The sequence below is a fragment of the Pseudomonas prosekii genome (assembly GCF_900105155.1).
GTDB lineage: Bacteria > Pseudomonadota > Gammaproteobacteria > Pseudomonadales > Pseudomonadaceae > Aquipseudomonas > Aquipseudomonas prosekii.
This window is the reverse complement of record NZ_LT629762.1, coordinates 4,093,216-4,118,629: the sequence shown is the minus strand read 5'-3', so window position 1 is coordinate 4,118,629 and position 25,414 is coordinate 4,093,216. Positions and strand designations below refer to the sequence as shown.

At 55.3% G+C, this 25,414-nt stretch carries 21 protein-coding genes and 1 pseudogene; 13 read left to right on the top strand and 9 right to left on the bottom strand.

Features of this window, described 5'->3' with window-relative positions; translation table 11 throughout:
* Positions 1–68 precede the first annotated feature (68 nt).
* Complete coding sequence (locus tag BLU01_RS18815; protein ID WP_092278343.1) at positions 69–1,208, bottom strand: trypsin-like peptidase domain-containing protein; 1,140 nt, start codon at positions 1,206–1,208, stop codon at positions 69–71.
* Between the two features lie 107 nt (positions 1,209–1,315).
* On the bottom strand, positions 1,316–2,314 hold the full coding sequence (locus tag BLU01_RS18810; protein WP_092278341.1) for an ATP-grasp domain-containing protein: 999 nt from the start codon (positions 2,312–2,314) through the stop codon (positions 1,316–1,318).
* A 151-nt stretch (positions 2,315–2,465) separates the two neighbouring features.
* On the opposite strand from BLU01_RS18810, the gene BLU01_RS27605 reads away from it, so the two are divergent.
* Together BLU01_RS27605 and BLU01_RS18805 are read left to right on the top strand one after the other, a co-directional pair.
* Positions 2,466–2,627, top strand: coding sequence for a hypothetical protein (locus tag BLU01_RS27605; protein ID WP_157720171.1), 162 nt, complete (start codon positions 2,466–2,468; stop codon positions 2,625–2,627).
* An 84-nt stretch (positions 2,628–2,711) separates the two neighbouring features.
* Positions 2,712–3,686 (top strand): annotated as a pseudogene (locus BLU01_RS18805) (alkaline phosphatase family protein); the annotation flags it as partial.
* Positions 3,687–3,897: 211 nt separating this feature from the next.
* Here the strand turns inward: BLU01_RS18805 and BLU01_RS18800 are convergent.
* Positions 3,898–5,048, bottom strand: a protein-coding gene (locus BLU01_RS18800; RefSeq protein ID WP_092271200.1) for an IS3 family transposase whose coding sequence is annotated in 2 segments (ribosomal slippage) — positions 3,898–4,814 and positions 4,814–5,048 — 1,152 coding nt in all. Because the reading frame shifts where the segments join, the coding sequence is not laid out codon by codon here.
* Positions 5,049–5,059: 11 nt separating this feature from the next.
* On the opposite strand from BLU01_RS18800, the gene BLU01_RS18795 reads away from it, so the two are divergent.
* From BLU01_RS18795 to BLU01_RS18765, 7 genes are all read left to right on the top strand, one after another.
* Positions 5,060–6,421, top strand: coding sequence for an AAA family ATPase (locus BLU01_RS18795; protein ID WP_092278339.1), 1,362 nt, complete (start codon positions 5,060–5,062; stop codon positions 6,419–6,421).
* Positions 6,422–6,617: 196 nt separating this feature from the next.
* Entirely contained in the window at positions 6,618–7,916 is a 1,299-nt protein-coding gene (locus tag BLU01_RS18790) for a hypothetical protein (protein WP_092278337.1), read from the top strand.
* Positions 7,917–8,591: 675 nt separating this feature from the next.
* Entirely contained in the window at positions 8,592–9,107 is a 516-nt protein-coding gene (locus BLU01_RS18785) for an Hcp family type VI secretion system effector (protein ID WP_054051032.1), read from the top strand.
* A gap of 131 nt (positions 9,108–9,238) precedes the next feature.
* Positions 9,239–11,284 (top strand): type VI secretion system Vgr family protein, encoded by a 2,046-nt coding sequence (gene tssI / locus BLU01_RS18780; protein ID WP_092278334.1) that lies wholly within the window; start codon positions 9,239–9,241, stop codon positions 11,282–11,284.
* A complete protein-coding gene (locus BLU01_RS18775; protein WP_092278332.1) occupies positions 11,257–12,147 on the top strand; it encodes a DUF4123 domain-containing protein in 891 nt (296 codons plus the stop codon). The genes tssI and BLU01_RS18775 overlap by 28 nt, the downstream gene beginning before the upstream one ends.
* Positions 12,144–15,419: a toxin VasX gene (locus BLU01_RS18770; protein WP_092278330.1), complete on the top strand. Its 3,276-nt coding sequence runs from the start codon at positions 12,144–12,146 to the stop codon at positions 15,417–15,419. Before BLU01_RS18775 ends, BLU01_RS18770 begins: the two co-directional genes overlap by 4 nt.
* Positions 15,416–16,354, top strand: a complete 939-nt coding sequence (locus BLU01_RS18765; protein WP_092278328.1) for a DUF6708 domain-containing protein — start codon at positions 15,416–15,418, stop codon at positions 16,352–16,354. Before BLU01_RS18770 ends, BLU01_RS18765 begins: the two co-directional genes overlap by 4 nt.
* Positions 16,355–16,463: 109 nt before the next feature.
* Here the strand turns inward: BLU01_RS18765 and BLU01_RS18760 are convergent, their stop codons facing one another.
* From BLU01_RS18760 to BLU01_RS18740, 5 genes are all read right to left on the bottom strand, one after another.
* Positions 16,464–16,664 (bottom strand): hypothetical protein, encoded by a 201-nt coding sequence (locus BLU01_RS18760; protein ID WP_197675563.1) that lies wholly within the window; start codon positions 16,662–16,664, stop codon positions 16,464–16,466.
* 56 nt (positions 16,665–16,720) lie between these two features.
* Complete coding sequence (locus BLU01_RS18755) at positions 16,721–17,134, bottom strand: nuclear transport factor 2 family protein (protein ID WP_092278326.1); 414 nt, start codon at positions 17,132–17,134, stop codon at positions 16,721–16,723.
* A gap of 82 nt (positions 17,135–17,216) precedes the next feature.
* Positions 17,217–17,816: an NADPH-dependent F420 reductase gene (locus tag BLU01_RS18750; protein ID WP_092278324.1), complete on the bottom strand. Its 600-nt coding sequence runs from the start codon at positions 17,814–17,816 to the stop codon at positions 17,217–17,219.
* Positions 17,817–17,909: 93 nt separating this feature from the next.
* The gene (locus tag BLU01_RS18745; RefSeq protein ID WP_092278322.1) at positions 17,910–18,677 is read right to left on the bottom strand and encodes an SDR family NAD(P)-dependent oxidoreductase; all 768 of its coding nucleotides are present in this window, start codon (positions 18,675–18,677) and stop codon (positions 17,910–17,912) included.
* A gap of 82 nt (positions 18,678–18,759) precedes the next feature.
* Positions 18,760–19,494: an SDR family NAD(P)-dependent oxidoreductase gene (locus BLU01_RS18740; protein WP_092278320.1), complete on the bottom strand. Its 735-nt coding sequence runs from the start codon at positions 19,492–19,494 to the stop codon at positions 18,760–18,762.
* Positions 19,495–19,634: 140 nt separating this feature from the next.
* On the opposite strand from BLU01_RS18740, the gene BLU01_RS18735 reads away from it, so the two are divergent.
* Positions 19,635–20,621, top strand: a complete 987-nt coding sequence (locus BLU01_RS18735; protein WP_092278318.1) for a LysR family transcriptional regulator — start codon at positions 19,635–19,637, stop codon at positions 20,619–20,621.
* Between the two features lie 418 nt (positions 20,622–21,039).
* Here the strand turns inward: BLU01_RS18735 and BLU01_RS18730 are convergent, their stop codons facing one another.
* Complete coding sequence (locus BLU01_RS18730) at positions 21,040–21,933, bottom strand: LysR family transcriptional regulator (RefSeq protein ID WP_092278316.1); 894 nt, start codon at positions 21,931–21,933, stop codon at positions 21,040–21,042.
* A 132-nt stretch (positions 21,934–22,065) separates the two neighbouring features.
* Here BLU01_RS18730 and BLU01_RS18725 point away from each other — a divergent pair, with 132 nt between their 5' ends.
* The 3 genes from BLU01_RS18725 (at position 22,066) to BLU01_RS18710 (ending at position 25,351) form a co-directional block, all read left to right on the top strand.
* Positions 22,066–22,488: an ester cyclase gene (locus tag BLU01_RS18725; RefSeq protein WP_092278314.1), complete on the top strand. Its 423-nt coding sequence runs from the start codon at positions 22,066–22,068 to the stop codon at positions 22,486–22,488.
* A gap of 342 nt (positions 22,489–22,830) precedes the next feature.
* Positions 22,831–23,262: a lysozyme inhibitor LprI family protein gene (gene umoC, locus BLU01_RS18720; RefSeq protein WP_092278312.1), complete on the top strand. Its 432-nt coding sequence runs from the start codon at positions 22,831–22,833 to the stop codon at positions 23,260–23,262.
* Between the two features lie 376 nt (positions 23,263–23,638).
* Positions 23,639–25,351: a peptidoglycan D,D-transpeptidase FtsI family protein gene (locus tag BLU01_RS18710; RefSeq protein ID WP_092278308.1), complete on the top strand. Its 1,713-nt coding sequence runs from the start codon at positions 23,639–23,641 to the stop codon at positions 25,349–25,351.
* Positions 25,352–25,414 lie beyond the last annotated feature (63 nt).

Below are 25,414 nucleotides of genomic sequence, written 5' to 3'. Positions count from 1 at the left end.
GTGCAACATTCCTAAAAGAGGCGAGTAGTGAACTGACAACCCTTCACTAGTGGTAAAGCAGGTTGCCTCTACGGATTTCGGGCTTCGATCCGCCAGAGTGACGATTGCGCTTCACGCGCCATTTCGGCGGTCGAGATTACTCGAACGGTTGGAGATTTGGGTGGCGAGACGTGGCAGGCATCGAGAAACGCCAATAACAACCCGGCTTTCACCGCGAAGTTCATGTTTTGCGCGTCCGGCAGCGATGACGTGACCATGCCGATGACCGCGCCGCTGGAATCGAACAGTGGACTGCCACTGGACCCCGGCTGAATGGCCGCGGTGAATTGCAGCAGGCTGGCATCATTGTGCAAACCGAACAACCCCGACACCCCGCCCTGCGTCACGTGCACACCGCCACCAGCCAGCCCTGCCATCGGAAAACCCAGGGCGATCACCGGCTCGCCCAGCGCACACCCGACGGCGTCCTTGAACACCACGGGCGTTAGCGGCGGACAATCCTGAATGCGCAGCAACGCCATGTCGTTGCGCTGATCGACCACCACCACTTCCGCGCGGTAACGGCCGGAGAACGAGGCGATGTGCAATTCCTGCATGTCTTCGATGACATGCGCGCAGGTCATCACGTGGCCCGGCGAGACAACAAATCCGGTGCCCGAGGCGGCGGTGCGGTTTCGAGGTGAATCACCGGAATAGGGCCGGCGCGTGGGATGCGCGTCATCAATCGTGATGCCCATCCGCCGGCCCATGGCGGCCAGACCGTAAGCCGAACCTTCGGCCAGCGCGCGGAATTTCCACTGATCGTTGCGGCTGTAGAACTCGCCAATGACGATGGCCGACTCGCCGTTGCTTTGCAGATCCAGCGACAGTTCGACCTGATTGTCGACTTGCAGACGCAAGTCTTTCAGATCGCTGACCGGACCGGCAGCGGCGAAGGTATACACCACCAGCAACAGACGCTCGCTGCCACCCGGCAGCCGCGACAAGTCCAGCGAACAGCCAATGGACGACGGCGTGCCGCTCCATTCCATCCATTGTTGAGTGACTTGAAACAACGCCGGATCACCGGTCGGCAAACGCTTCTCGGTGACCGGCAGCAACGCGACAGCTGCGTATTCGCCGAAGGCAGTCGCGTTGCTGCACTCCAGCGTCCATGCACATTTAACGCCCGAAATCGCTGCGTTCGCTCCAGGCGTTAGCGCCTTCATCCTGTCCTTCCTTGATCGATGGCGGGCAATTATGCCAAGACAGCAGCAATCATTCACTGCCTAGCATTAACTGAGAAAGCATTAACTCTATAAGTGGCTTTGTAATATCAGGAAGGCGCAACCACGGCAACAGTGATGGGCTTGACCCGAACGTTGTCGACCCACTGGCTCGCGGGTTCGGCCAAACCGAGCCGACGAGCGGCGAAAATCCCCGCCAGGTTTATCCCGGTAGCCCGTGTGTAACCAATGCCGCCGGAGTATCGCGGGTTGATTTCCAACAGGTGCGGGATGCCATCCTGGTCGTCTCGGGTCTGCACGTTGACCAAGCCGTCGCACTTGAAATGCGCCGCTGCTTTGAGCGCAAGTTCCACCGCCGCCGAATCGCGCTCGAAGGTCTGGTGATAACCCTTCTTCCGGCGACCCACAAACGCAACCGCTTTGCCCGCTTCGCAGACCATGTCCACCGAGCATTCGGCGCCGGACAGATAAGGCATGACCAACATGGGCGCCGGTTCTACGCCGCACTTGTAAATGCTCAGGTAGGTGGCGAAATCGATTTCCCGCGCGTCCGGGTTTTCCAGGCAACGGAACGGATCGACATCAGCCTTGAACCGCCAGAAACCTTGCCCATAAATGCCGACCACCGGTTTGATGCACACCTCGCCTTGCGCGGCCAGCAGCTCATAAGCGGCGGCCAATTGCTCGGCGTTGTTGACGGTCACCGCAGGAATGCACGGCAATCCAGCGCGCTCGGCCTCGGCGGTGAAACGGCTCTTGTCATCGACGTTTTCGAAGGTGTCGATAGACAGGCCACCGGTCACCAATTGCAAACCGGCTGCCACGAAACGCTCACGCGCCGCTTCATAGACGCTGCCGTTATGTCCGGCGACGATCACCTTGATCCCGTGCTCAAGCGCGGTGGCGATCACCCATTCAATGCGTTCTTCGCTGTCCAGCGGCTCTTGAAAACTGACATCGGCCTGACCGGTGATTTCCGGACGATCCCGACGGTGCGAAGCAAAAATCCTCACGTCCGCCGGCAGTGCTTCGCGCGCGCTGATGAGAACATCGCGCTGGCTGGATTGACCTTCGAGAAACCAGATCACGTTGACGCTCCTCAATGAATTTCGACCGTATTCGCCACAACTGCCGAGCAAGCAAATGCCGACCGCAGCTAAATTTCCCGTCACGATAACGGACAAAACACAAAAGGCTACTTAATTCCCCTGCGGCCCCGGCCCGGTGGGATAAATCAAATTGCCGCTGCTCGGCATTTCCAACCGCCGCGACGCAGCGGGCCGCGTGCTGGTGCGCTGGATCGAGCGCAGCCCCACGGTGTCGGTGAGCGATGTGTTTCGCTGGTTGGTGGCGAATGGCGACGCCGCGGTGATGCGCGCGGACAACCAATCGCGGCGATAACCTGAGGATCGCCAGCGATTGCAATTAATTGACATCCGCTGCGCTATTATCCGGCGCTTCTCCGTAGCCAGAACCCGGACGTCCATGTCTTCGCCACTGCCAATGCCCGCTGCCGATCAATCATTGCCACCGGTGCTCGCCGGCCCGCTATTGCGGCGCCTGGAGCCGTCGCGGCTGGTGTTTTGGCTGGTGGGCTCGCGTGCGTTGGCGCTGACCTTGCGCCTGCAAGGTGTCGGCGATATCGAGCTGGGCGCCGAGCACTGCACGCTGATTCCGGTTGGCACGCAGGCGTTTGTGCATTTGATTGATGTGCGCCTGGACAGCGCCCTGCCCTGCGACACGTTGATCGAGTACGACGTGTTGATCGATGGCGTCGGCATCGCCGAATGGGCGCCGCACTTGTTGTACGGCGAAGCGCGTTGCCCAAATTTTGTCCTGCGCGCGCGGATCGACCAGATCCTTCACGGTTCCTGCCGCAAACCGCATCACCCGGCGGCGGATGGTTTGCTGTGTGTCGATCGTCTGTTGGCGGCGCCGCATGAACCGAGCGAGCGCCCGGCGCTGTTGATGATGAGCGGCGATCAGGTCTACGCCGACGACGTTGCCGGGCCGACGTTGCGGGCGATTCATGCGTTGATCAAACGCCTGGGTTTGTTCGACGAGCACCTCGACGGTGCCGTGGTCAGCGACAGCGCTGCGCTCTACGAACATGTCGCCAGTTATTACCATCGTGCGGATTTGTTACCGGCGCTTGAGAGCAACGAGACATTGCGTGAGCGATTTTTCGGCGGATCGCGTAAGCCGATTTTCACCAGCAGCAGCGCCGACAATCATCTGGTGACGTTCGCCGAAGTCATGGCCATGTATTTGCTGGTGTGGTCGCCGACGGCATGGACGCTGATCGACCCGAAACCGCCGGCGCTGACGCCTGAACGAGGCAAGCGTTATGCGCTGGAGCAGACGCGCATCGACGCCTTCAAATCCGGTTTGGGCAACGTCGGCCGCGCGCTGGCGCACTTGCCGAGCCTGATGATTTTCGACGATAGTCCGAACGTAGACCTATTGACAGCATAATCCGAGTTAAGCACTGTATGCCCATACAGCAATTATTTTGGCGGATGAGTCATCGTGGCAAGAAATCAGATTAGGAGCAAAACCGGGCAAGGGCGCTACGACTCAACCGCACGGAGAGTCCTCATTTCCGAATTTAGGCCTGTAACGTTGTGCTTCCTCAAAACGCGTGATAGCGGGCTGAATCGCCCCGGGTTTTCTAGACACTCTCCAGGCTCGCTGCGTAACGCTTTTCAAACTCTACCGGTGACAGCTGATTGTTGAAACTGTGGCGTCGTTTTGGGTTGTAAAACATCTCGATGTAATCGAACACATCATCCCGAGCATCCTGGCGTGTAGTGTAGATTTTACGCTTGATCCGTTCCCGCTTTAGCAGCTGGAAAAAGCTCTCCGCCACAGCGTTGTCGTGGCAGTTACCTCGACGACTCATGCTGGCCACCAGGTTGTTAGCTTTCAAGAAGCTTCGCCAGTCTGAGCTGCTGTACTGACTGCCTTGATCTGAGTGGATCATCACCTCTTGCTTCGGCTTACGTCTCCAAACCGCCATCAGCAGTGCATCAATGGCTACGTCGCTGGTCATCTGCGACTTCATTGACCAACCAATGATCTGGCGTGAAAACAGATCGAGCACCACGGCCAAATACAGCCAGCCTTCATATGTTCGGATGTAGGTAATGTCTGTGACCCAGACTTTGTTGGGTTCTCTGACATCGAATTGGCGCTTCAGTAAGTTCGGTGAGGCAACGGCTGGTTTACCGCCATATTTTCCCGGCCTCCGTCGATACCCAGTCTGAGAACGTAAACCCTCAAGGCGCATCAACCTAGCCACCCGGTGACGGCCACAGCTCTCACCAACCTCTCGCAGGTCATCATGGATCTTGCGATAGCCATAAACGCCACCGCTTTCCAGCCAGGAGTGTTTGATCAATCCAAGCAGTCGCTGATCGTCCTTGGCTCGCGCAGATTTTGGTTCTGATAGCCACGCGTAGTAGCCGCTGGGATGAACCTTGAGCGTCAGGCAAAGCCGTCGAATCGCGTAATGACCCGATTGCTGCTTAATAAAGGCGTACTTCAGCCGCACTCCTTGGCAAAGTACGCGGCGGCCTTTTTTAAGATGTCTCGCTCCTCCGTCACCCGTTTCAGCTCGGCACGTAGACGACGAACCTCAGCGCTTTGATCATCCTCCTCAACGCGCTGTTCTTGGGGCTTGGTGTAGCGCTTAACCCAGGCATAGAGGCTGTGCACGGACACACCCAATCGTGCAGCCACCTCCGAGACAGGAAGCTGCTTTTCGGTCACTTGCTTGACCGCCTGGATTTTGAATTCTTCGGGATATCGCTGGTTGCTCATGGCACCTCCTAATGGGCCTCATTTTAAGGCTTGGAGGTGTCTACGAAACTAGGGGCGATTCAGACTTGGCAGATATTCTTGATAGTGATTACAGAGTTGGCGCGATATTTGAAACCATAAAATCAAGAAAAGAATACTTTGTACGGCCCAGCGATCAAAGTTGCGAATATCCTTCCGCGGAATTAGACGCTGATCTACTGTCGCAGAATTTGATAGAGTTGCTGAGCCAGAAAAGACAAGAACTATTGCAAACGATTTCCCCAGAAAAACATAAACAGAATGTCGGCAGGCGTACTGAGCTACAGTTAAACCGTACTTTGCACATATCTAAAAATTCGATCATTGAATATCGGCAATCGCTTGTGTTAAATAAAAAAATAGCCGACGCGTTAAATGCAATAAAAAACACGAAGCAGAAATTCTCCACCAAAGCTAAAGCTATAATCTCACAGCTAGTCACGCCAGATTTCATAGAAAATTTCAAGGCTGAGTTGGAGTTTATGAATGTTTCCCTTGATGTAAAAATCTCCCCAGTTGTGCGTGACTCTGATACCTCCCATAGTTTTTCTATAGCAACCAAACGGCCTGGAAAAATTCTCAGCGAGGGGGAACAGAAGGTAATCTCTCTATCAGCGTTCTTGGCGGAAATTAAAACTTTTAGAAACAACGCTCCAATAATATTGGATGATCCGGTCAGTTCGCTTGATCATATATACCGAGAAAAAATCGCCGAGAGGCTATCGAAAGAGGCACTAACTCGACAGATTATTATATTTACACACGATCTTTCCCTTATTATGGAAGTCGAGGGGAAGTGCGATGACATCGCTCTTAGCCTCGGAAAAGGACCCGCTCGCTCGACCTTTACAATACGCAGAAATGGTAAAGATTCAGGGTTTTGCTACAGCAAAGCACCGTGGCGCGGTATGAGTACCGCTCAACGTGCACAACAACTAGATGAAGATACTCATGCAATCAAGGGTTTTTACGAAAGTGATATTGGCAATTACAACCAGCGAGCAGCGCTGATCTACTGTTTGCTGCGGGAAGCGTGGGAAGCGCTAATAGAGCAAGATCTATTTTGCCAGATCGTAACGCGAGGAAGAAATAGCGTTCAAACCCTTAGACTGGATCGGCTTAGTATTGAACCTACAGATGCAAGTGTTATCACTCAACAAATGACTAAGACTAGCAATTGGATGTTTGGTCATGACAAATCTCGAGCATTAACAGAAAACCGGCCCGCTCCAACGGATATACTTGAAGATATAGCCAAACTTAGAGCATTCTCGAAAGAGGTTATTGCAAGAAGAAAAGCCGCGGAGAAAGAGTTCGGCGATCAATTTAAACCACCCGTGTGCGAGGTCGGCTGAAAAACGTTAATCGCAGTGAATCCTATCCCGAACTCAAAATGGTGCCGCATTTTGGCTGCACCAGTTGCGTGCCTACTAGCCTTTTCAAATCTGCTGCTTCAACCAACGCCACTGCGACTTTGGGCCGAGGTTTTGTAAAAACATCTTAGCGTAGAGCTGAAGTATAGAACCAAAGTGCATAGAGCGAGGTATAGATATGAATGAAGGCCTTTACGACATTGAGGTTTTGGCAAATCGGTGCAGATCCGATCAGTCTCGTGAACATGTAACTGAAGCTATTCGTTGTTATAAAGCAGGTGCATACAGGGCAACAATTGTAACTGCGTGGATCGCTATAGTATTTGACCTGCTTGACAAGATCAGGGAGTTGTCGCTGTCTGGGGATGCCGCGGCAAAACTACTAGAAGGTAAGTATGCTGGTTATATTGCTCAAATTAATAATCAAAGCCAAGACGGCATAAAAGGGGCGCTTGAGTTTGAGCGGAAAATCTTGGAAACCTGTCGAGATACCTTACAATTCTTTGATTCTCAACAATTTGTCGATCTTGAGCGCTTGCGCGAAGACCGACATCGCTGTGCGCACCCTTCTTTTCAGGATCTTGGCGTTCCTTATTATCCTTCAGCAGAGCAAGCGCGTTTGCATATTAGAAATGCGGTCATTCATGTGCTTGCTATGCCGCCGGTTCAAGGAAAATCGGCTCTCGCAAAGCTTAAAATTCTAATAGCATCAGATTATTTCCCACTGGATGTTAAGAGTGCTGAAGTGCATTTGCGAGGCTCTAGCTTGGGAAATGGAACCGACGCACTTTTTAAAAGTATTATTGATTCGTTAATTTTTGGCTTCGTCACCCTCAATGATCCTCTGCATCATAAACCACAAGTATATGCAGCGCTCAATGCCTTAATCGAAATGAGGCCGACTGTAGTTGCGGAACGACTGAAAAAAAATCTTAACAGCGTCGTAGTTAGCGCACCCGATAAAGACTTTACCAGCGCGGCTGCCTTGATTGCATGGGTCAAAGGCGCATTGGAGGTTTTGGATGCACCTGCTAAGGACAAAATTAAGAGATATGTTATGGTTGGCCCAACAGTTGCTTTATTAAGTCAACTTGAATCTTTCTATTTTATGCCTTCGCTAACTAGCGTGGTTGTTGATCGCATAGATAGCCTGTCTATTGATGAATTGGCCGTCGGGGTCACAAGTAATCTCAGGTATGCGGCAAAATGGCGTGCTATAGATTTGCTCGGGCTTGCCCGCAGCTGGAGTGCTGTTAACGATATTTTTGATAAATTGATACTGCCATTATTCGGCTATTTGACAGTTGAAGAAATCAAACTAATTATCAGAATGCCAAGCGAGACGGGGGCGGATCTTATAAGCGCGCACTCATACGCTTTGTTTATCGAAAATGTTAGGAAGCATTCACTACTGAAAAAAGAAGAATTAAACGAAATGCTTACGAAGCATCATGCGAGTTATTTAGTTGTGGTCTGATTCTTTATTGCATCTAACAGCTTAATTTCGCCTTGCCAGTCGTCGCCCAATCAGGTCGTCCATGAGCGGCTGGCGAGATGGGCTCTCTTCGGTACGCCCAGTGTCTGCTTTTGGCCGATTTCTGCCGTTCGTGACGGGCAGCAACCGGCCAAAAGCGGACGGTCAGCCCCTTCTTTTTAGAGCGTGGTTAAATTTCCGGCAAGAAACGAATATCGGCGACCATCTGCTTACAACTGCTGGCACTTTTCGGGAGGCGCACTGGGTATCGCAATGCCATTGTGCGCAAAAAGTTGCGCTCTTACTCGGTAAAAACAGCTACCGACTTCGCGCAATTCGTCGAGCAAATCGGCGCCAGCCCCTGAGTGATGGCGCATGGCCTTGACGCGCAAGAAGTTGCGCACTTATTTTGCGAAAATGCCCTCCAATATCGCTAAGCGCCAACCTCGCCGTGGCCTGTAGCCGAGTGCGCAAGAAGTTGCGCAGTACTGCGCAACTTCTTGCGCACTTTATGAGGTGATTTCCCTCCAAACTCACCCAAGCGCTTGAAAAACCTCGGCCATCCCCGCGGTTTATATAGCCCTCACTATTTCTGGCACGGCCCTTGATAACAGTTATGCACCCACCGGGCGATATCGCCTCCGGGCACCTCTATTTATCAAGCAAGGAGAGCATCCCATGGCAACACCTGCATACATGTCCGTCACTGGCGAAAAACAAGGCCTGATCACTGCTGGCGCATTCACCGCTGACTCCGTTGGCAACACCTACCAGGAAGGTCACGAAGACCAGGTCATGGTTCAGGCTTTCAGCCACGACGTGATCATCCCGCGTGACCCACAGTCCGGCCAACCCACCGGTCAGCGCGTTCACAAACCAGTTGTGATCACCAAGGTCTACGACAAGGCTTCGCCACTGCTGCAAGCTGCTCTGACCTCCGGCGAGCGCATGAGCGAAATCGTTATCCAGTGGTACCGCACTTCGGCCCAAGGGACCCAAGAGCACTACTACACCACCAAACTGGAAGACGCGATCATCGTCGCCATCAACAACAAAATGCACAACTGCCAGGATCCGTCGAACTCCCACTTCACGCACCTGGAAGAAGTACAATTCACCTACCGCAAAATCACCTGGACCCACGAAGTATCCGGTACTTCGGGTTCCGATGACTGGCGTCAACCAGTCGCTTAATCGCGGCTGACCGCTTTACGCATCGGCCAGCTCTGCTGGTCGATGTTGTTTACGCCTTTCCAGAATTTCGCGTCTGCTGATCCTTTGATCGGGTATTGGTTTACGCCGCAGCACTGCACGAGGAACAAGGGATGTTCGCGCCGGCCAATCAGACCCACTTTGCCCTGACTATCGAAGGCCTTTCCAACGACTTACAGGTCCTTGCCCTGCAAGGCCGGGAAGCCATCAGCCAGCCCTTTGTGTTTGAGGTGGAGCTGGTCAGTGAACAGCCGTCCCTGGACCTCGAAACGCTCCTGCACAAACCGGCCTTTTTGCAGCTCTCGCCTGACGGCAGCGGCATCCATGGCCAGATCTATCGCGCCGCCCAGGGTGATTCCGGCAAACGCCTGACCCGCTACGCGGTGACCCTGCGCCCGCAACTGTCCTACTTGGCGCACCGCATCAACCAGCGCATCTTCCAGAACATGACCGTGCCAAAAATCATCGGCAAGGTCCTCGAAGAGCACGGCCTGCAGGGCAACGCCTACGAGTTCACCCTCGGGGCGACGTATCCCGAGCGCATCTACTGCGTTCAATACGATGAGTCGGACCTGCAATTCGTCCAGCGTCTGTGCGAGGAAGAAGGTATCCACTACCACTTTCAGCACAGCACCACGGCGCACAAGCTTGTGTTCGGCGATGACCAGACGGTATTCCCGAAACTTGCGCCAGTGGCCTACCTGCAAGACTCCGGCATGGTCGCCAACGACCCGGTAATCAAGCGCTTCGACCTGCGCCTGGAAACCCGCACCAGCCGCACCACCCGCCGCGACTACGACTTCGAAAAACCACGCCTGACCCTCGAAGCGGAAAACCGTGGCGACGCCTTGCCCGACCTCGAAGATTACGACTATCCAGGTCGCTTCATCGACCGCGAGCGCGGCAAGCATCTGGCCAAACGCGCCCTCGAACGCCACCGCAGCGACTTCCGGCTCGCCGAAGGCAAAAGCGATCAACCGTTGCTCGTCAGCGGCCACTTCCTGGCGCTGACCGAACATCCAAAAGCCAAATGGAACGACCTGTGGCTGCTCACCGAAATCTTCCACGAAGGCAAACAGCCACAAGTGCTGGAAGAGTCGGTCACCAGCGACACCACCGCGCTCAAAGATGACTTCCACCAAGGTTATCGCAACCGCTTCCAGGCCACCCCGTGGGACGTGCCGAACCGCCCGCCACTCAATCACCCGAAACCGCGAATCCTCGGCAGCCAAAGCGCCGTAGTCACTGGGCCAAAAGGTGAAGAAATCCACTGCGACCAATATGGCCGCGTCAAAGTCCAGTTCCACTGGGACCGCGAAGGCCAGGCCGACGACAAAACCAGCTGCTGGCTACGCGTCTCCTCCGCCTGGGCCGGAGCCCACTACGGTGGCATCGCCATCCCGCGCATCGGCATGGAAGTGCTCGTCACCTTCCTCGAAGGCGACCCCGACCAACCGCTGATCAGCGGCTGCCTGTACCACAAGGAAAACCTCGTCCCCTATCCATTGCCGGCGAACAAAACCCGCAGCACCTTCAAAACCCTGAGCTCCAAGGGTGGCGGCGGCTACAACGAACTGCGCATCGAGGATAAGAAAGGTCAGGAACAGATCTTCCTGCACGCCCAGCGCGATTGGGATGAGAACGTCGAGCACGACCAGAAGATTCGCGTCGGGAACGAGCGGCACGATACGGTTGAGCAGAACAGCTACACGGAATTCAAGGCTGAAGAGCATCACACGGTTTATGCGGATCGCAAGGTCGAGGCGCGCGCTAATGACCACCTCACGGTCGGCGTTAACCAACACATCAAGGTCGGCACCGGCCAGTTCATCGATGCTGGTCAGGAAATCCACCTGAGCAGTGGTATGAAAGTCGTGCTCGAAGCCGGCGCCGAACTTACCCTGATCGGTGGCGGCAGCTTCATCAAGATTGATGCTGGCGGCGTGACTATGAGCGGCCCGGTGATCAACATGAATTCCGGTGGTGGTCCGGGTAGCGGCACGGGCGCTGCGCCGTTGTTGCCGGGGCCGTTGAAGCAGGCGGACAGCGACAAGGCCGGGCTGTTGTTGGGGCCGGCGTTGCGTCAAACCCTGAAACGGGCGGCCACAACGGCTCAGCCGGTCTGCGAGATATGCCAAAAACTGAAGGCGATGAAATGATCCCCGGTGCCACGCGTTATCTGCTTCTGGATGGAGCAAAGATCGAAAACCTTCCGGCCCGTTTGTACAGTCTGGACGACAGCCCTGTTGTCGAATGGCTATATCACGCAACGTCCTACCAAGAGGTATTTGATGTCGGCCCTGCGCTGGTCGTCTTGCGCGCCAACAGCGCACTTGAAAAGGCCTTCACTGATGACTGGCAAAACGATGCTGGCCTCATCATCGAAAGCGATGCGCCTCTACAGCAATTGACTGAACATCTGCGCAGCCTCATCCACGCGCGGGTGACCGGTGAAGCGTCAATGCTGTTTCGCTACTACGACCCGCGAGTCATGCGCCATTGGTTGCCGGCCCTGAACCCCGGGGAAAAAGATCACATGATGGGCCCGATCAGACGCGTACGCCTGCCAGCGCGAGAAGGCCAGGAAGAACAGTGGATCGTTCGTGAGCAGGATCGCCAAAGCGCCCAGCAATATGCTGAGCGTCCGTGGCTTTACCTCGATGAGCAACAGTTGCAACGGCTCAATCAAGGCAAGCTGGAAATGTTTGATCAACAGTTGCTGGAGCACGTTCGTACTTACTTTCCCGACTGCCTGGCTCAGCGCTCGGCCGTCGAACAGCAGCAATGGGCGGTGCTTTGCCGTGAAGGCGCCGCCAGCCACGGTTACTCGGCGCCCAACGAAGTGGCACGCTGGTCTGCTCTGGTTGCCGAGCACGGGACCGAGTTTCCCCAAGCGCCTGAACATCAGGCCTACCGCGAGATTCTTCAACAGTCGACGCTCAACGCCACACAACGCCTGGATGCCTTGTTGGTAGAACTGCATCGCCATTGGCTGCTGACTGACAAGGAGTCCATTGCATGACCACCGCACCACTCGATAAAAACCGCAACCTGGCCGCTGCCGATCAGGCAGCGCAATGCCAGTTCGGCGACGAAGAGTTGTCCAGCCCGGCTACTACCTGCCCTGCGCGCCAACCCGAAATATTCGTGGTTCCCAGCCGCTACGCAATGGCCGAACAGGCCGCTGAACACGCCGATTTCGCGCCTTCCAGCCCGACCAAAAGCCACCCGATGGCCTTGCGCCGCTTGCGCGCGGGTTACGTCTATCTATGGCATGCCGAAGGACCACTCAAACGCTACGCCGTCGCGTCTGATGGTTTGCTGGTTGAACAACCGCTGACGCAACCCCACTCTGCTCTGACGACCGGTGAAAACGCCGGAATCGCGTTGAACAAAAGCACCGACGCGTGGATGCTCTACAGCGAAGTGCCATTGGGCAAAGACGTCTGCGAGCGCCTGAAAAAGAACGGTGAACGACGCAAGCGTATGCGTCAGATCGCCCTCACTGACGTCGCCAAACGCCTGTCGGCCAAACACTGCCCGCCGCTCGAAAAAGCCCCGACACTGGTGGCCGAACTCATGCCGAAAGTGCGCGAAAAAACTCTCGCATATGAACATCAGAAGAACGGTGCGACTGACCGCGAAGGCGTGAAAGAACAACGCAAAACGGCGCAAGCCTCGCCCACTCAAGACAACATCAAAGCCTACTCCGCCAGCTCGGAATCTCTGCGCGAACGCGAACAGGCGGCCGGCACGCAACCACCGGGCGAGGCCGTGGTCGAGCCTGGGACTTGGAGCGCTACTCCTTGGGAACTGGCACCTACGCAAGTCTGGCTGGACAAAGCCAAGAGCGAGTCGGCTCTGCTATATGCGGTGTTTGCTGCGCTGGATGATGATCTGGGGGTGTTGCGGGATATCGACCACGAACAGAACAAGGTCGAGGCAGAACACGAAGAGTGGGTAGCCGACAATAGCTTGCGCCAGACCATCGGCAGCTTTATCCGCAACATGGTCACCGAAGACGGTGGCGAAGTTGCCAACCTGCTCAACTACCGGTATCGCGAACACAATCTGCAACTGACACCGGAACAGGGCGACACCCTGATCGACAGTCAGAAGCAGCTGAACACTCTGATGCTGGAAGAAACACGCATCAACCAACAACGCGGCCGACAGTATGGGCATGCCCAAGCGGATGGCCTGTTGGCAGAGGTTCGATCCCGAGAAGAAGCCGTACTGAACAAGGTGCGCAGCTTCATCCCAAGCGAATTGCATCAGGAAGCGCAACAGGTTGTGCGGGATTATCGCCAGGAAAAAGTCAGCAATCTGGAAGGTGGCGGCGGAACCAAGGTTGGTGAATACATCGACTTGGCGAGCATGGACCATTGGCTGGATCAGGAAGCGCCGCAGCACTTCAAACAGGTCGAAAAACGCCATCAATTGCTGTACGCCGATCGCAAAAACTACCTGCCACGCAACGACAGTGGTACTTGGTTTGTCGACCAGAGCAGCGAAGAACACCTCACTTGGCTTGAAAGTTTGACGGTCGCCTGCCTTAGTGCTCAGTGCAGCCGGAGCGAAGGCGCCAAACAGTTTGCCGATTACGTGAGCAGCGATGACCCCGGCTTGCTGCGTCTGGTGTTCCAGGCGTGGAGTCCGAGCCTCGAAGCGGCGGTGAACAACACTTCACGCCTCAACGAACTGGTCACGGCGCTCAGTCTGGAAAACCTTGCCGATTCCCGCGCAGCCGCGCTCAAGATTCTGGACGCGGACACCCTGCGCAATATCGAGCGGTTAACGAGCAATCTGGAAGGTGCCTGGACGGCGACTATGACCCGCCTCGGCGCGTCTTTGATTCATGCAAGCAAAGGCACGGCGATGGCAATGGGATTATTCCTGGTCATCCGCCTCGGCGATAACACCCGCCTTGTGCAGGGCGTAGAGAACGGTATCAAGGTCTGGCGCTTGGTCGGCAAGAACGCTGAAGCCCTCGGCCAATGGACCCGAAGCACCGCTCAGGCTATCAGCCTCGGTCGCGTCAACGGCATCGTCAACGCACCCTCGATCAAAGCCTCGGGTGGCCTACTGCCGCTGGCGGCGCTGGTGGTCAACATTCTCAACGCCGGCACTTATGCCGGGCAGGCAGCTGCTCTGGAAGGCAGCGATGCGCAACGGCATGCGGATAGCATGTCAGCGTATTTGTACGCAGGGGCAGCGTTCGGGGCGGTGATTCAGAATTGGATGATTTTAGGGAAGGGGATGAATGAGGTTAGCTTAGCTAAAGGCCAGCTCTCCTTTACTGCACCGACGCTAACTCTATTCGGCGCGATTGTGGGAGGCTTGTCAGGGTTTGCCGCGTACAACGAATGGAACTCATTGAACAGTCAGATCGAAAGTGCTCAAGAGAATGTCGATCCTTGGCTCAGACTCAAGCAAGTGGCCGTGACCGGCCAAGTTGCAGTGTACTTCGCGCAGGGACTACTAGGCCTTAGCCTTACCAGCCTGCGTCTAGCCAATACAATCAGCACTCCAATAGCAATACGCCGCTTCCGCTTGGGCATGGGCCCCTTGAATCTGTTGCTGGTGGCGCTCGGGGGGCTTTACCTGTTCGCTTGGTTCCGCCAAGCGAGCCCATTGCAAAGCTACCTTGCCAACTGCTGCTGGTCCCATCGCCGGGCCAAAACTAACAAAGACATCGCACCTCAGGCCCAACAAGATGAAATCAACGAGTTGATGATTCTGCTCTACCAGCCCCGTCTAGCTATGGAGACGCGCGAAGTGCGTATCGGTGGTTCATTGGGAGACACGATTACACAGGATGGAATCTGCCAACTGACAATTGATCTACCCGGTGCAGCCCCCGGCGCAGCACAAATCGACTTGGCCATGAGTGGCAACCTAACCCCTGTTTCCGCCGGTTTGGGTACTGGCACCCGGGGAACACCGACAGACCTCGGAGCCACTTGGCTGAATGCCACCGAATGCAACTGGATTCCGGTAGATGCGGGTCAGGGGCTGCGCCTGAGCGGAAGCTTCCCACAACCTCTCACACGACTATCCTTACGCCTGTGTTACCTCAGTCCGGTGGCGCTGCTCGCGGGTGTCGGCGCTACCATCGGCGGCGCCAAAGGCGTAGCCTATACACTATCGCCAAATGGCGGCCTGCTGAGCCCTGACGGCGAAATCATCACTTTACGTTCCGGCGAACCGACTCCTGAATTGGATCGGGCCATCGTTCATCGATTAGGCCCTCAGCAGAACTCAAGCTATTTGACACCCAAGGAAAAGGTATGACTTCACCTTCGCCCAACAGCCGCAGGGGTGAGCTCTCGCGGGAGGACTACCTAGCACCACTTGCCGTTCCAACCGGACAAACACCCAAGGATGTACTCAATACTATCTGGCGCAAGAACGAGGTATATCTTGATATTGGCTCCTACAGCATTGGCTCTGCTGTCATGGTGCTGTGGCCGGTGATAATGCTCTGTTTACTCATGATCTACATAGAGCGAAATGGCGAGAGGCTGGTGGGAACAGCCCTATTGTCGTTGGTGCTAGTTGGTATTCCGATATTGATCCTTTTACATGGGCTGACTAAGCCCGTGCCGCTACCTGTACGCTTCAACCGCCAGCGCCGCGAGGTCTGCGTGCCATTCAATGACGGACGTTACTGGATCGTCCCTTGGGAGCAGGTTACTGCTCAAGCGGTAGCAATGCACTCCGTCGGTCAGCACGGTAAAACTACTCAAGGCCTATTGGTCGTAGGCTTTCGCAATCCCGACCCAGATGCACCGGAGAAGGAACGAGACTTCAGCTTGGGATTCAGTTGCGGCGGCGGCGAAACGGCCATGTGTCTCTGGGAGTGCATGCGCAGCTACATGGAGGTTGGGCCTGAAGCCGTTCCGAAGTGCAACTTCGAGGGAGAGAACAGCAAAAAGGGCTTGATCAGCTGGACCGTTAGCATTTTGTTTGACGCATTGAAGTCTGCTGCCAAGGGAGACTTTAAATCTGCCATTAATGATGTTTTCTTCACTGTTTTTTTAGGTGCTCCCTTGGGTTTTTATTTGCAAGAACGCAAGCTGGTTCCGCCGCCTGACTTGACCGCCCCGGAAATAAAAGAATGGTCCAAAACACTGCCGGCCGAGCAATGGGCCAAGCGCTCCCCGGAGTTGGAAGTGGCTATTGCCAAGCGTGAAGCAGAGCTGGAGGATTCAGCACAAGTCGCATGACTTTCAACACTAAGGAGCGCGATTGGGGAAGAATCCCCACTGTCCGGCACTGACTCGCCTCTAATTCTGTAGGTACCTGTGAACGACCGCATTTGGCCGCTGGCAGCCGTCACGGCTTCACAAACCGGTAGACGAAGCGATCGGTCTCGCCCTTGATCGGGGGATCGAACACCTTGATTGATCGCGGATCATCCTTGTTCGCGAGCATGTTGCTTTCCGCGTCCAGCAGGAAGCCGGCCGCCTCCACCTCGTTCCGGACAGAGGCGGGGTCGATCCGGTGCAGCGACTGGGCCTTGGATGGGTCGTACATGGGAGTCTCCTTCAAGGTTTGGTATTCCAATGGCGAGGGGCCGCAGACGGTTTTTGCTACGTGAGCCCGGATGCGTCGATCTGCGAGGCTCGCGCCAGTGCCTGCGTGTCAATGTACTCGCGGATCTTCGTCAGTCTGCCGTCGCGGACCGTGATGGCGAAGATCCAGTCATCTTCGAACGTCTTGTTGGTGGCTTTGATCTTGCCCTTGGCGAAACCGACGACCAGCACCCGGTCTCCCTGCGCGATGAACTCCCGGGGCTCGGTGGACGTCTCCATCGACCTGGATGCGGTCGCGAGCAAATCCGCAAGCCCCGCGTGACCGTGGCGCGTACCGGCCAGAGGCCAGTCTTCGCCCGGGATGATCCACTCGATGTCTTCGGCGACCAGCGCCAGCAGACCGTCCTTGTCGCCGCGGCCAATGGCCGCAAAGAAGTCCTTCACGGTCTGGACGTTTTTCTCGGTATTCATGGGGATTTCTCCGCGTCGATCAAGTCGACTTGCGCTCGACCCGAGCGCGTTCGTTGTGTTGTTGTCGTTGGGTACGTCCTGCTCAACCGGCGAAAGTGACGAGGTCCTTGAAGATCAGTCGACCCCAGCTATTTCCGCGTGCGTGGACCAGCAGCCCGCCCTCGGAAAGCCTGCCAAGTTGGACCGGCGAGAAACCGAGATTTTCTGCAAGCGCACCGATCTCGGCCGCGGCCTCGTCATCGTCGCTGGCCAGGAACACGACCCGCCTGCCGCCATGAACGGCCGGATCCTGGGCGAGGACGGATGCACCCAGATGGTTGAAGCCTTTGACCACCGTGACACCCGTGAAGGACCGCGCAACGACCATGGAAGAAGGCTGTCCTCCCAGTTCCTCTGGGGGCACTTGGGTGTTGGTTACATCGACGATGGTCTTGCCTTTCCAGGTCGACAGCGCGTTGGCGACATCCTGGTGCGAGTCGAAACGGACGGCCAAAAAGATGATGTCAGCCTTGACCGCTTCCGCCAGTGTTTTGGGAAGGATCGTGGGACCGATCGCAGCGGCGACGGAAGCAAAGCTTTCCGGGTCGCGCGTGGTGGCCACGGATACTTCGATGCCCTTGCGGGCAAACGCCTTGGCCAGTGCCTGGCCGATAGGGCCGAAGCCGATAATTGAATAGGTCATAGGAGTTTTCTCTGAGTTGGGTTGGATCCTGCTTGAATAAGCACGGCCTCACGGCTTGCCGCTAGGGTGGTCAGCCAAGGGACCGCATTGGGGTCAGACCTGCGCCAGGCCGCCATCGACGGGAAGATCGATACCCGTGATGAACGAACTTTCCTCGGAGGCGAGGAATACGACGGCAGCCGCGATTTCCTCCGGCTTGCCCCAGCGACCCATGGGAATCTGCAAGGCGTACTGGGCGGCCGCTTCCTTGGCCTGCTCGGCGGTAAGGCCTGCGGTCTTTTGCAAAGCGCCCGTCTCGGTGGGCCCGGGACTGATGCAATTCACGCGGATCTGGCGATCTTTCAGCTCCATCGTCCAGGCACGCACGAAGTTGCGCACAGCCGCTTTGCTTGCGCCGTAAGCGCTGAATCCAGCCGTTCCCAGGACGTTGGTGACCGAAGAGGTCACGATGATCGAACCGCCGTCTTTGAACAGCGGAAGGGCCTTCTGCACCGTGAAGAAGGTGCCCTTGACGTTCACGTCGAAGGTCTGGTCGAAATGAGCCTCGGTAGCGGCCTCCAGTGGCGCGACCGTACCCGCGCCCGCGTTGGCAAAAAGCACATCGATGTGACCATGCTTCTCTTTCACGACAGCAAAGAGCCGGTCCAGATCTTCCAGGCGGGACACGTCGCCCACGACCGTCGTAACGTTTCCCTTCAAGGTCGCTGCCGCCTCTTTCAGTTCGTCCTCCCTTCGCCCAGTGATCACGACGTGCGCACCTTCTTCAAGGAAGCGCTTGGCCGTGGCCAGGCCAATCCCGCTGCTTCCACCGGTCACGACCGCAATTTTCCCCGCCAATTTTTGTGCACTATGGTTGTTCATCTATTTTCCCTTTCTGATTTTCGTTATTGAGCAGACCCTGCGGTGCTCCGAACCATCGAACGGAGCGCCGAGGCGTCGTGGGTCAGAGTTGCGCCAGGCCGCCGTCGACAGCGACTTCGCTCGCGGTCATGAAGCTGCTGTCCGACGAGGCGAGAAACACCGCTGCCGCCGCGATTTCCGAGGGCTCGGCCATGCGCAGCAGGGGCGTCATCGCGCCATAGGCCTTCTGGCCCTCCTCGCCGAGCGCCGCCTTCGCGAGTTCGGTTGCCGTCGCGCCAGGCGACAGCACGTTGACCCGGATGCCGGTGCCCTTCAGATCCTCCGCCCAGGTCCTAGCGAAGTTGCGCACGGCCGCCTTGCTCGCGCTGTAGGCGGTGAATCCGGGAGCCCCCGTGGTGCCGGCGCTCGATCCGGTCAGGATGATCGAACCGCCTTCGCCCATCAGCGGCAGCGCCTTCTGGACCGTGAAGATGGTGCCCTTCACGTTGGTTTCGAAGGTTTCGTCGATATGGGCGGCGGTGATCTCGCCCAGCTTGAGTGGGCCGCCGGTGCCGGCATTGGCGAAGAGGATGTCGAGGGTTCCGCGCTCGGCCTTCACTGCCGCATAGAGTCGGTCTAGGTCGGCCTCATCGGAGACCGAGCCCGTTATGGCGCGGGCCTTAGGTCCAAGCTCGGCCACGGCAGCGTCGAGCGCTTCCTGCCGACGGCCGTAGATGAAGACGAAGGCGCCTTCCTCGATGAAACGCTTTGCCGCCGCGAGACCGATGCCGGTCGCGCCACCAGTGATTACTGCGGTCTTGTCAGTTAGTCTGTTCATGTTCATATCCTTAGCTTCAGCGGTGGAGGCAGTGACCTTCGTTTGCTGTTGAGACCAATCTAGTCCAGCCGCTGCCAGCCGATTAGTCGGCTTTTTTGTGAATAATTGTTCCACCAATGGAATAATCGCTAGGATGCTCCATGAATCGAGATCTCAATGACACCTTGGTATTCGTCAAGGTTGTGGAGTTGGGCAGCTTCACGGCTGCCGCGAACACGCTGCACATGCCCAAGGCGACCGTGAGTCGTAAGGTGCAGGAGCTGGAAGAGCGACTGGGTGCGCAGCTACTGCATCGCACAACCCGTAAGCTCGGCTTGACCGAGGCGGGCAACATCTATTTCGCGCATTGCCAGCGCATTGCGCGCGACCTAGACGAGGCGGAGAGCGCCGTCAGTGAGTTGCAGAGCGGGCCACGAGGCTGGCTGCGCGTCACTGCATCTCATCCGGTGGGCAACACTTGGGTCGCGCCCTTACTCAGCGAATTCCACGCACGCCATCCGGACGTTCGCGTGGAACTGCTGCTGAGCAACGACCAGGTCGACATCATCGCCGGCGAAATCGACGTGGCGATGCGCGTGGGCACGCTGGCGGATTCCAACCTGGCGGCGCGCAAGCTCGCCGTGTTCCGTACCGCGATCTACGCCACCCCCGGTTACATCGAGCGTTTCGGCGAGCCGCTGCATCCCGACGACTTGATCCACCACCGGGCAACCGTGCAGACCAATCACCGAAGCGCCCACGGCTTCGCCTGGACCCTCGACGATGGAAACGGAAAGCTGCGCGAGGTCCCGGTCGACCCCGTCGTGATCGCCAGCGATCCGAGCGCCCTTCGCACTGTGATGATGGATGGAGAAGGCCTGATGCTGACCAGTGACGTCTTTGTGCGGGCGTTCGTCGAGCAGGGTCTGGTGCAGCGCGTGCTCCCCGGCTGGCGTGGCACGGACCTCGACCTGCATGCGCTGTTCCCGCGCGGTAAGGTGCAGTCCCCGAAAGTGCGTGCCTTCGTCGACTTTCTAGTCGAGCGGCTGAATATCGAGGAGGGCTACCTGGAGGTGTTGAACGGCGATACCGCGGATGGTCCGCCCTGCGGCCGCGGTGGAAGCCCCAGCGACGGCAGCGGCAGATAGGCACGGATGCAATCTCAGTCAGCGCCCGAGTCAGGGCCGGCAGCCGCACGCGGTAAGGGCGAGGGATCGCGCACGACCGTCTAGCTGTATGAGCCCAGCACTTTGTCCAGTCGTATCGGCGAGATAGATAAGAGGTCGTCGAAGCTGGCGTGAGGCCGATTCCAGTTGCCCTGCGCGAAGAACGCATTCGATGTCGCGTATGGGTTGCCTGCCGTTGGAGACCAGCGAAGCTGAATCCTCAGCAACCGACACTGCTGGACAACGCCGCAACGAGGGTCGACGAACTAGTCATCGGATTCTGCAACCCCTTGGGATCGAGTGGCCGCTATGGGTTGATTTCAGCCGATGGCGACAGGCAGAAATCGGCCAATAGCAGTCATTGGATGTGTCTCGGACGTCAAGGGAGATTCACATTGCGTTAGTCTAAATGCTGAAATTCTTTGACGATGAAGTCAATGAATGCACGCGTTTTCGCAGGAAGATGCAACCTGGACGTATAAACGAGGTTGATTGCTAATCTGGGCAGGCTCCAATCGGTTAAAACTGGAATTAATCGTCCCGCGACAATATCGTCGTATATCACATACGTGGGTTGGGCAAGAATCCCTAAGCCCTGCAGTGCTGCGGCCCGCAAGAGCTGACCGTCGTTGGACTCAAGCGACGCCTTTGTGGAGATCGTGATCGACTCCTCATCTCGCTGAAAAAACATTTCATAAGGGGCGGTGGCGTAGGTGTAAAGCAGGAGTTGATGGTCAGCCAAAGCCTTAGGGTGTTTTGGCGAGCCATAACGGCTCAAATAATCAGGCGATGCGGCTAGCATGCGGCGAGTGTCGGTCAAGCGTCGAACCACCAAGCTTGTATCAGGTTCACTTTCACGAGTCCGAAGCGCCACATCTATGTTGTCGTCAATGATGTCGTAGTAGCGATTTTCAGCAACGATGTCCAAGCGAACATCGGGGTACTGCTGATTGAATTTTGGCAGCAGGGGCAATATATGCTGCAAACACAGCGATAAAGAGGCGGTGATGCGTAACACACCCATTGGGTGGCTTTTGGTCGCGGAGACTGCGTCTGTGGCGCCTTGCATCGTCTGTAGCGCGGCCTTGGAGTTAATGTAGAAGTCCTTTCCTACCTCTGTCACAAACAGTCGACGAGTACTGCGCTCTATTAACCTAGCCCCAAGGCGATCCTCCAGCGCAGCCAAGTGACGGCTAGCAGCGGCATTGGACAGGCCCAACGCCTCTGCTGCTTTGCTCAAACTGCCTAGCTCTGTGATCGTCACAAACAGTTCATATTCAGTCCAGCGATCCATCAGTATTATTCCGTTGAGCGAAAATGTCATTTCCAGTTTTAGGCTTTTTCATTGTAATTGCTACTACTAACCTATCTCTATCCCTTGCAGCAGAGGTTTTCCGAGCTGAAGGCGAATTGATAGGAATTAAAATTGAGCACTAATTTGGAAGTAGTAAGAAACTATTTTAAATTCTGCGTTGATGGAAAGGATGTAAATCGCGTGACGGATTACTTTGCGGACGATGTTGTAGTTCATCGGCCGGAGTGCGCTACTCCTATCATGGGAGTACGGCTTTTTAAGGAGGCGTTGGCCCTGAATGTTACTGATCGATACGAATCGATATGCACAACCTTCCAGAAAGAAATTGTTGCTGGAGATGTAGTAGTAGTGGCATTGAAGCACCAGGCCAAAGGATCTAACACGTGGCACGGATTTGATGTCGCAGGAAAAGACCTCGAGTGGACAGCGCTAACGTACTTTCGATTTAATGCAGATGGCAAGATTATTGAGGAAATTGTTGAGCGAAATGAATTATTCATGGCTAAACAGCTAGGCATTATTGAATACGTTTAAGTAACTTGTGTCGTCTGTGCTTTTTTCTCCAAGAAGCCAGTTGGTATTCGATGCTTCTGAATCAGGCGAGCTTCAGGCAGTCTAGACGCCGGCACACGAGTCGAGACCTAATTGCTTGGTGTCGGCCAGAGCTTGGCCGATATACCTAATTTCCCGGACGCTGCAACTGTTGCTGGCGCTTGTTCCTAACTGGATGAACAGTTTGCCTAAGATGCAGTACAAGCCTGAAATTATGAGCGATACCAAACACCAACGTTATCAATCCTGCGGCCCAACACCCGATCGGCCTAGCATTCAAGCTTGTTTTTGCCCCTCGAAAATGCACGCAAAAGGATAAAAAAAATGAACAAACTTATTTCTGTGGTTGTTGTAGCGACTTCATTTGCCGTTGGTACGGCATTCGCTCAAGTACCCGCAAAACCTGATGTGGCCGGCGACGATCAAGCTGGAGTATTAAACGAATGCTACAAAATCGTTGGCGTTCAGCCCCGGACAGCGTTGCAGCCTTGCCTTGAGCGTATGACTCGCGAAGCCACGTCACAAATGAATATCGCCTACAAAAAAATGGAAGCTGATACAAAGGCGATCGATTCGAGTGCAACGGCCAAAGCCCTTACCTCGCTGCTCGCTTCTCAGAAGGCTTTCGAGAAGTTCAAGGATGCACAGTGTCAGTGGGAAGGTGACGCCTCCATGGGGGGCTCGGGCTCTGGAGATGCTGCAAGTTCCTGCAAAGTCGATTTGATCCGCTGGAGAACGAAGCAACTTTCCGATTAAATTCATTGATATAGTCGGCTGGTCAGCCCTCGCACGAGACCTGTTCGCCATTGAAGCCACGATCATGGAGCTGTCAAACTGGTTTGAGGCGCGTGGCTCAGCCGATGTCGTCGACAACGTTCGTGGCATCTTAGACACCATCGACAAGAATGAAGAGTTCACCAGCTATATGCAGGTATTCATCAATTAGCAATGAAATGTTAGCGAGCCAGGACTGACCGGGTTTTCAGCGTGATCATCATCCGATTCAAGACCACAGCACCCAATATGCTGGAAATCAATCCGCATTTGAAAAATCGTTTCTTGATATTACAAAGCAAAATGATAATAAGTTAGTTAAGATGGTTTTTTGCCGTACGTTTAAATGGAATGCTGTATGAGGCTCCTAGGGCAAAATCCGCGGTTCACGATTGTTTTAGCTATTTTTTGCTCCTTCTCAATGGTACTTGCGGCGAGAATTACTTACCTCGCGATTTTCTCTCATGAATTTCTGAATAACGAAGGCCGCAAACGCTCCACGCGAATTATTGAAACCGTCCCCATTCGCGGCACCATATTTGACCGATTCAATGAACCCTTGGCGGTTTCCACACCCGTCAGCACTCTATGGGTAAACCCTAAACAGTTCGCCCCAACCAAACAGCAGGCAATACTATTAAACGAGCATCTTGATATTGATGCCTCGCTGGTTGGCCATTTGAGCTTGAACACCCAAGGCAAGTCCTTCGCTTACCTGGCCAGAAGGGTTGATCCACAGATTGCAAGCAAAGTAGTAAAACTGTCGATCCCCGGCATCTATGAACGCCATGAGTACAAACGATATTACCCGCAGTCTTCGATGGTGGCTCAGACATTAGGCTTTACCAACATTGACCAAAAAGGCATTGAAGGCCTCGAACTACTGTACAATCATCAACTTTCCGGCACGGCCGGTCTGGAAGAACGGACTTTAAACTTACACAAGCGACTCACCAGCGAAATCCTTGTACACAAGCCCGTCATACCCGGAGACGATCTGTTTTTAACCATTGACTCCACGCTTCAGTACTACGTTGAAAAAGCATTACTGAAAAGCGTCAAGGAGAATGCTGCCCGGTCGGCAAGTGCCATTCTTATAAACGCCAAAACCGGAGAGATATTAGCACTGTCCACAATGCCCTCGTTCAACCCAAATGCGCGTAAAAGCTTAAGCACGAACGCCATCCGGAATCGTGTATTTACGGATATATATGAACCAGGTTCAGTCATAAAACCATTCAGCATGGCCGCCGTTCTGACAGCAGGCATCGTTGACAAGAACGCAATCATTCAAATAGCACCCGGCTTCGTCAAGATTGACGGATATACGATTCGAGATGTAGGCAGGGACAAACAGTTAGACCTACCGGGCATTATTCGCCGCTCTTCTAATGTGGGTATGAGCAAGGTTGCGATTCCGACGGGAGGAGCAGCCATTTCACGATTATTGATCGAGCTGGGATTCGGAGAGAACACCTCGATCTACTTTCCGGGGGAAAGTGTTGGGACTGTTCCAACCAGGCAAGTATGGTCAGATATCGCCACAGCAAGCCTTTCGTACGGCTACAGCTTATCGGTCAATCTGGCTCAACTTGCTCAGGCTTATACCGTCTTTGCCAATGATGGAAACCTGGTTCCATTATCGATCATCAAAGGTGAGGCACAGCAACCCCGCAATGTCATAAGCCCGGAGGTCGCCAACAGTATTTTGGACATGATGGTGCATGCAGTCGATGGACCTGGAGCAGGCGGAAAGCGCGCAGCTATCGAAGGTTATGTCATTGCGGGTAAAAGTGGAACCTCTCGCAAGGCATCCGGTGGCGGATATCAAAATAATACCTACAGAGCCATGTTCGTGGGTATCGCTCCGGCCAATGCACCTGAGTTCATTATGGCTGTATGGGTCGACGAGCCCTCCGCCAAGGGTTACTTCGGGGGAGCGATTGCAGCACCGATTTTTAAGGAGGTACTTGAAGATGTCCTTCGTATCAGAAATGTACCGAGTAGCCAAAGTCAAAATTTACCAGCAGCCCCAGGCACCGTTGGCGCAGAACGTTCCGGCCCGGTCTAGATACCCGTCGGCTCAGAGCAGTAAGGCCGCTGGCGATCGTGCGGCTTATTGATCAGCACAAAT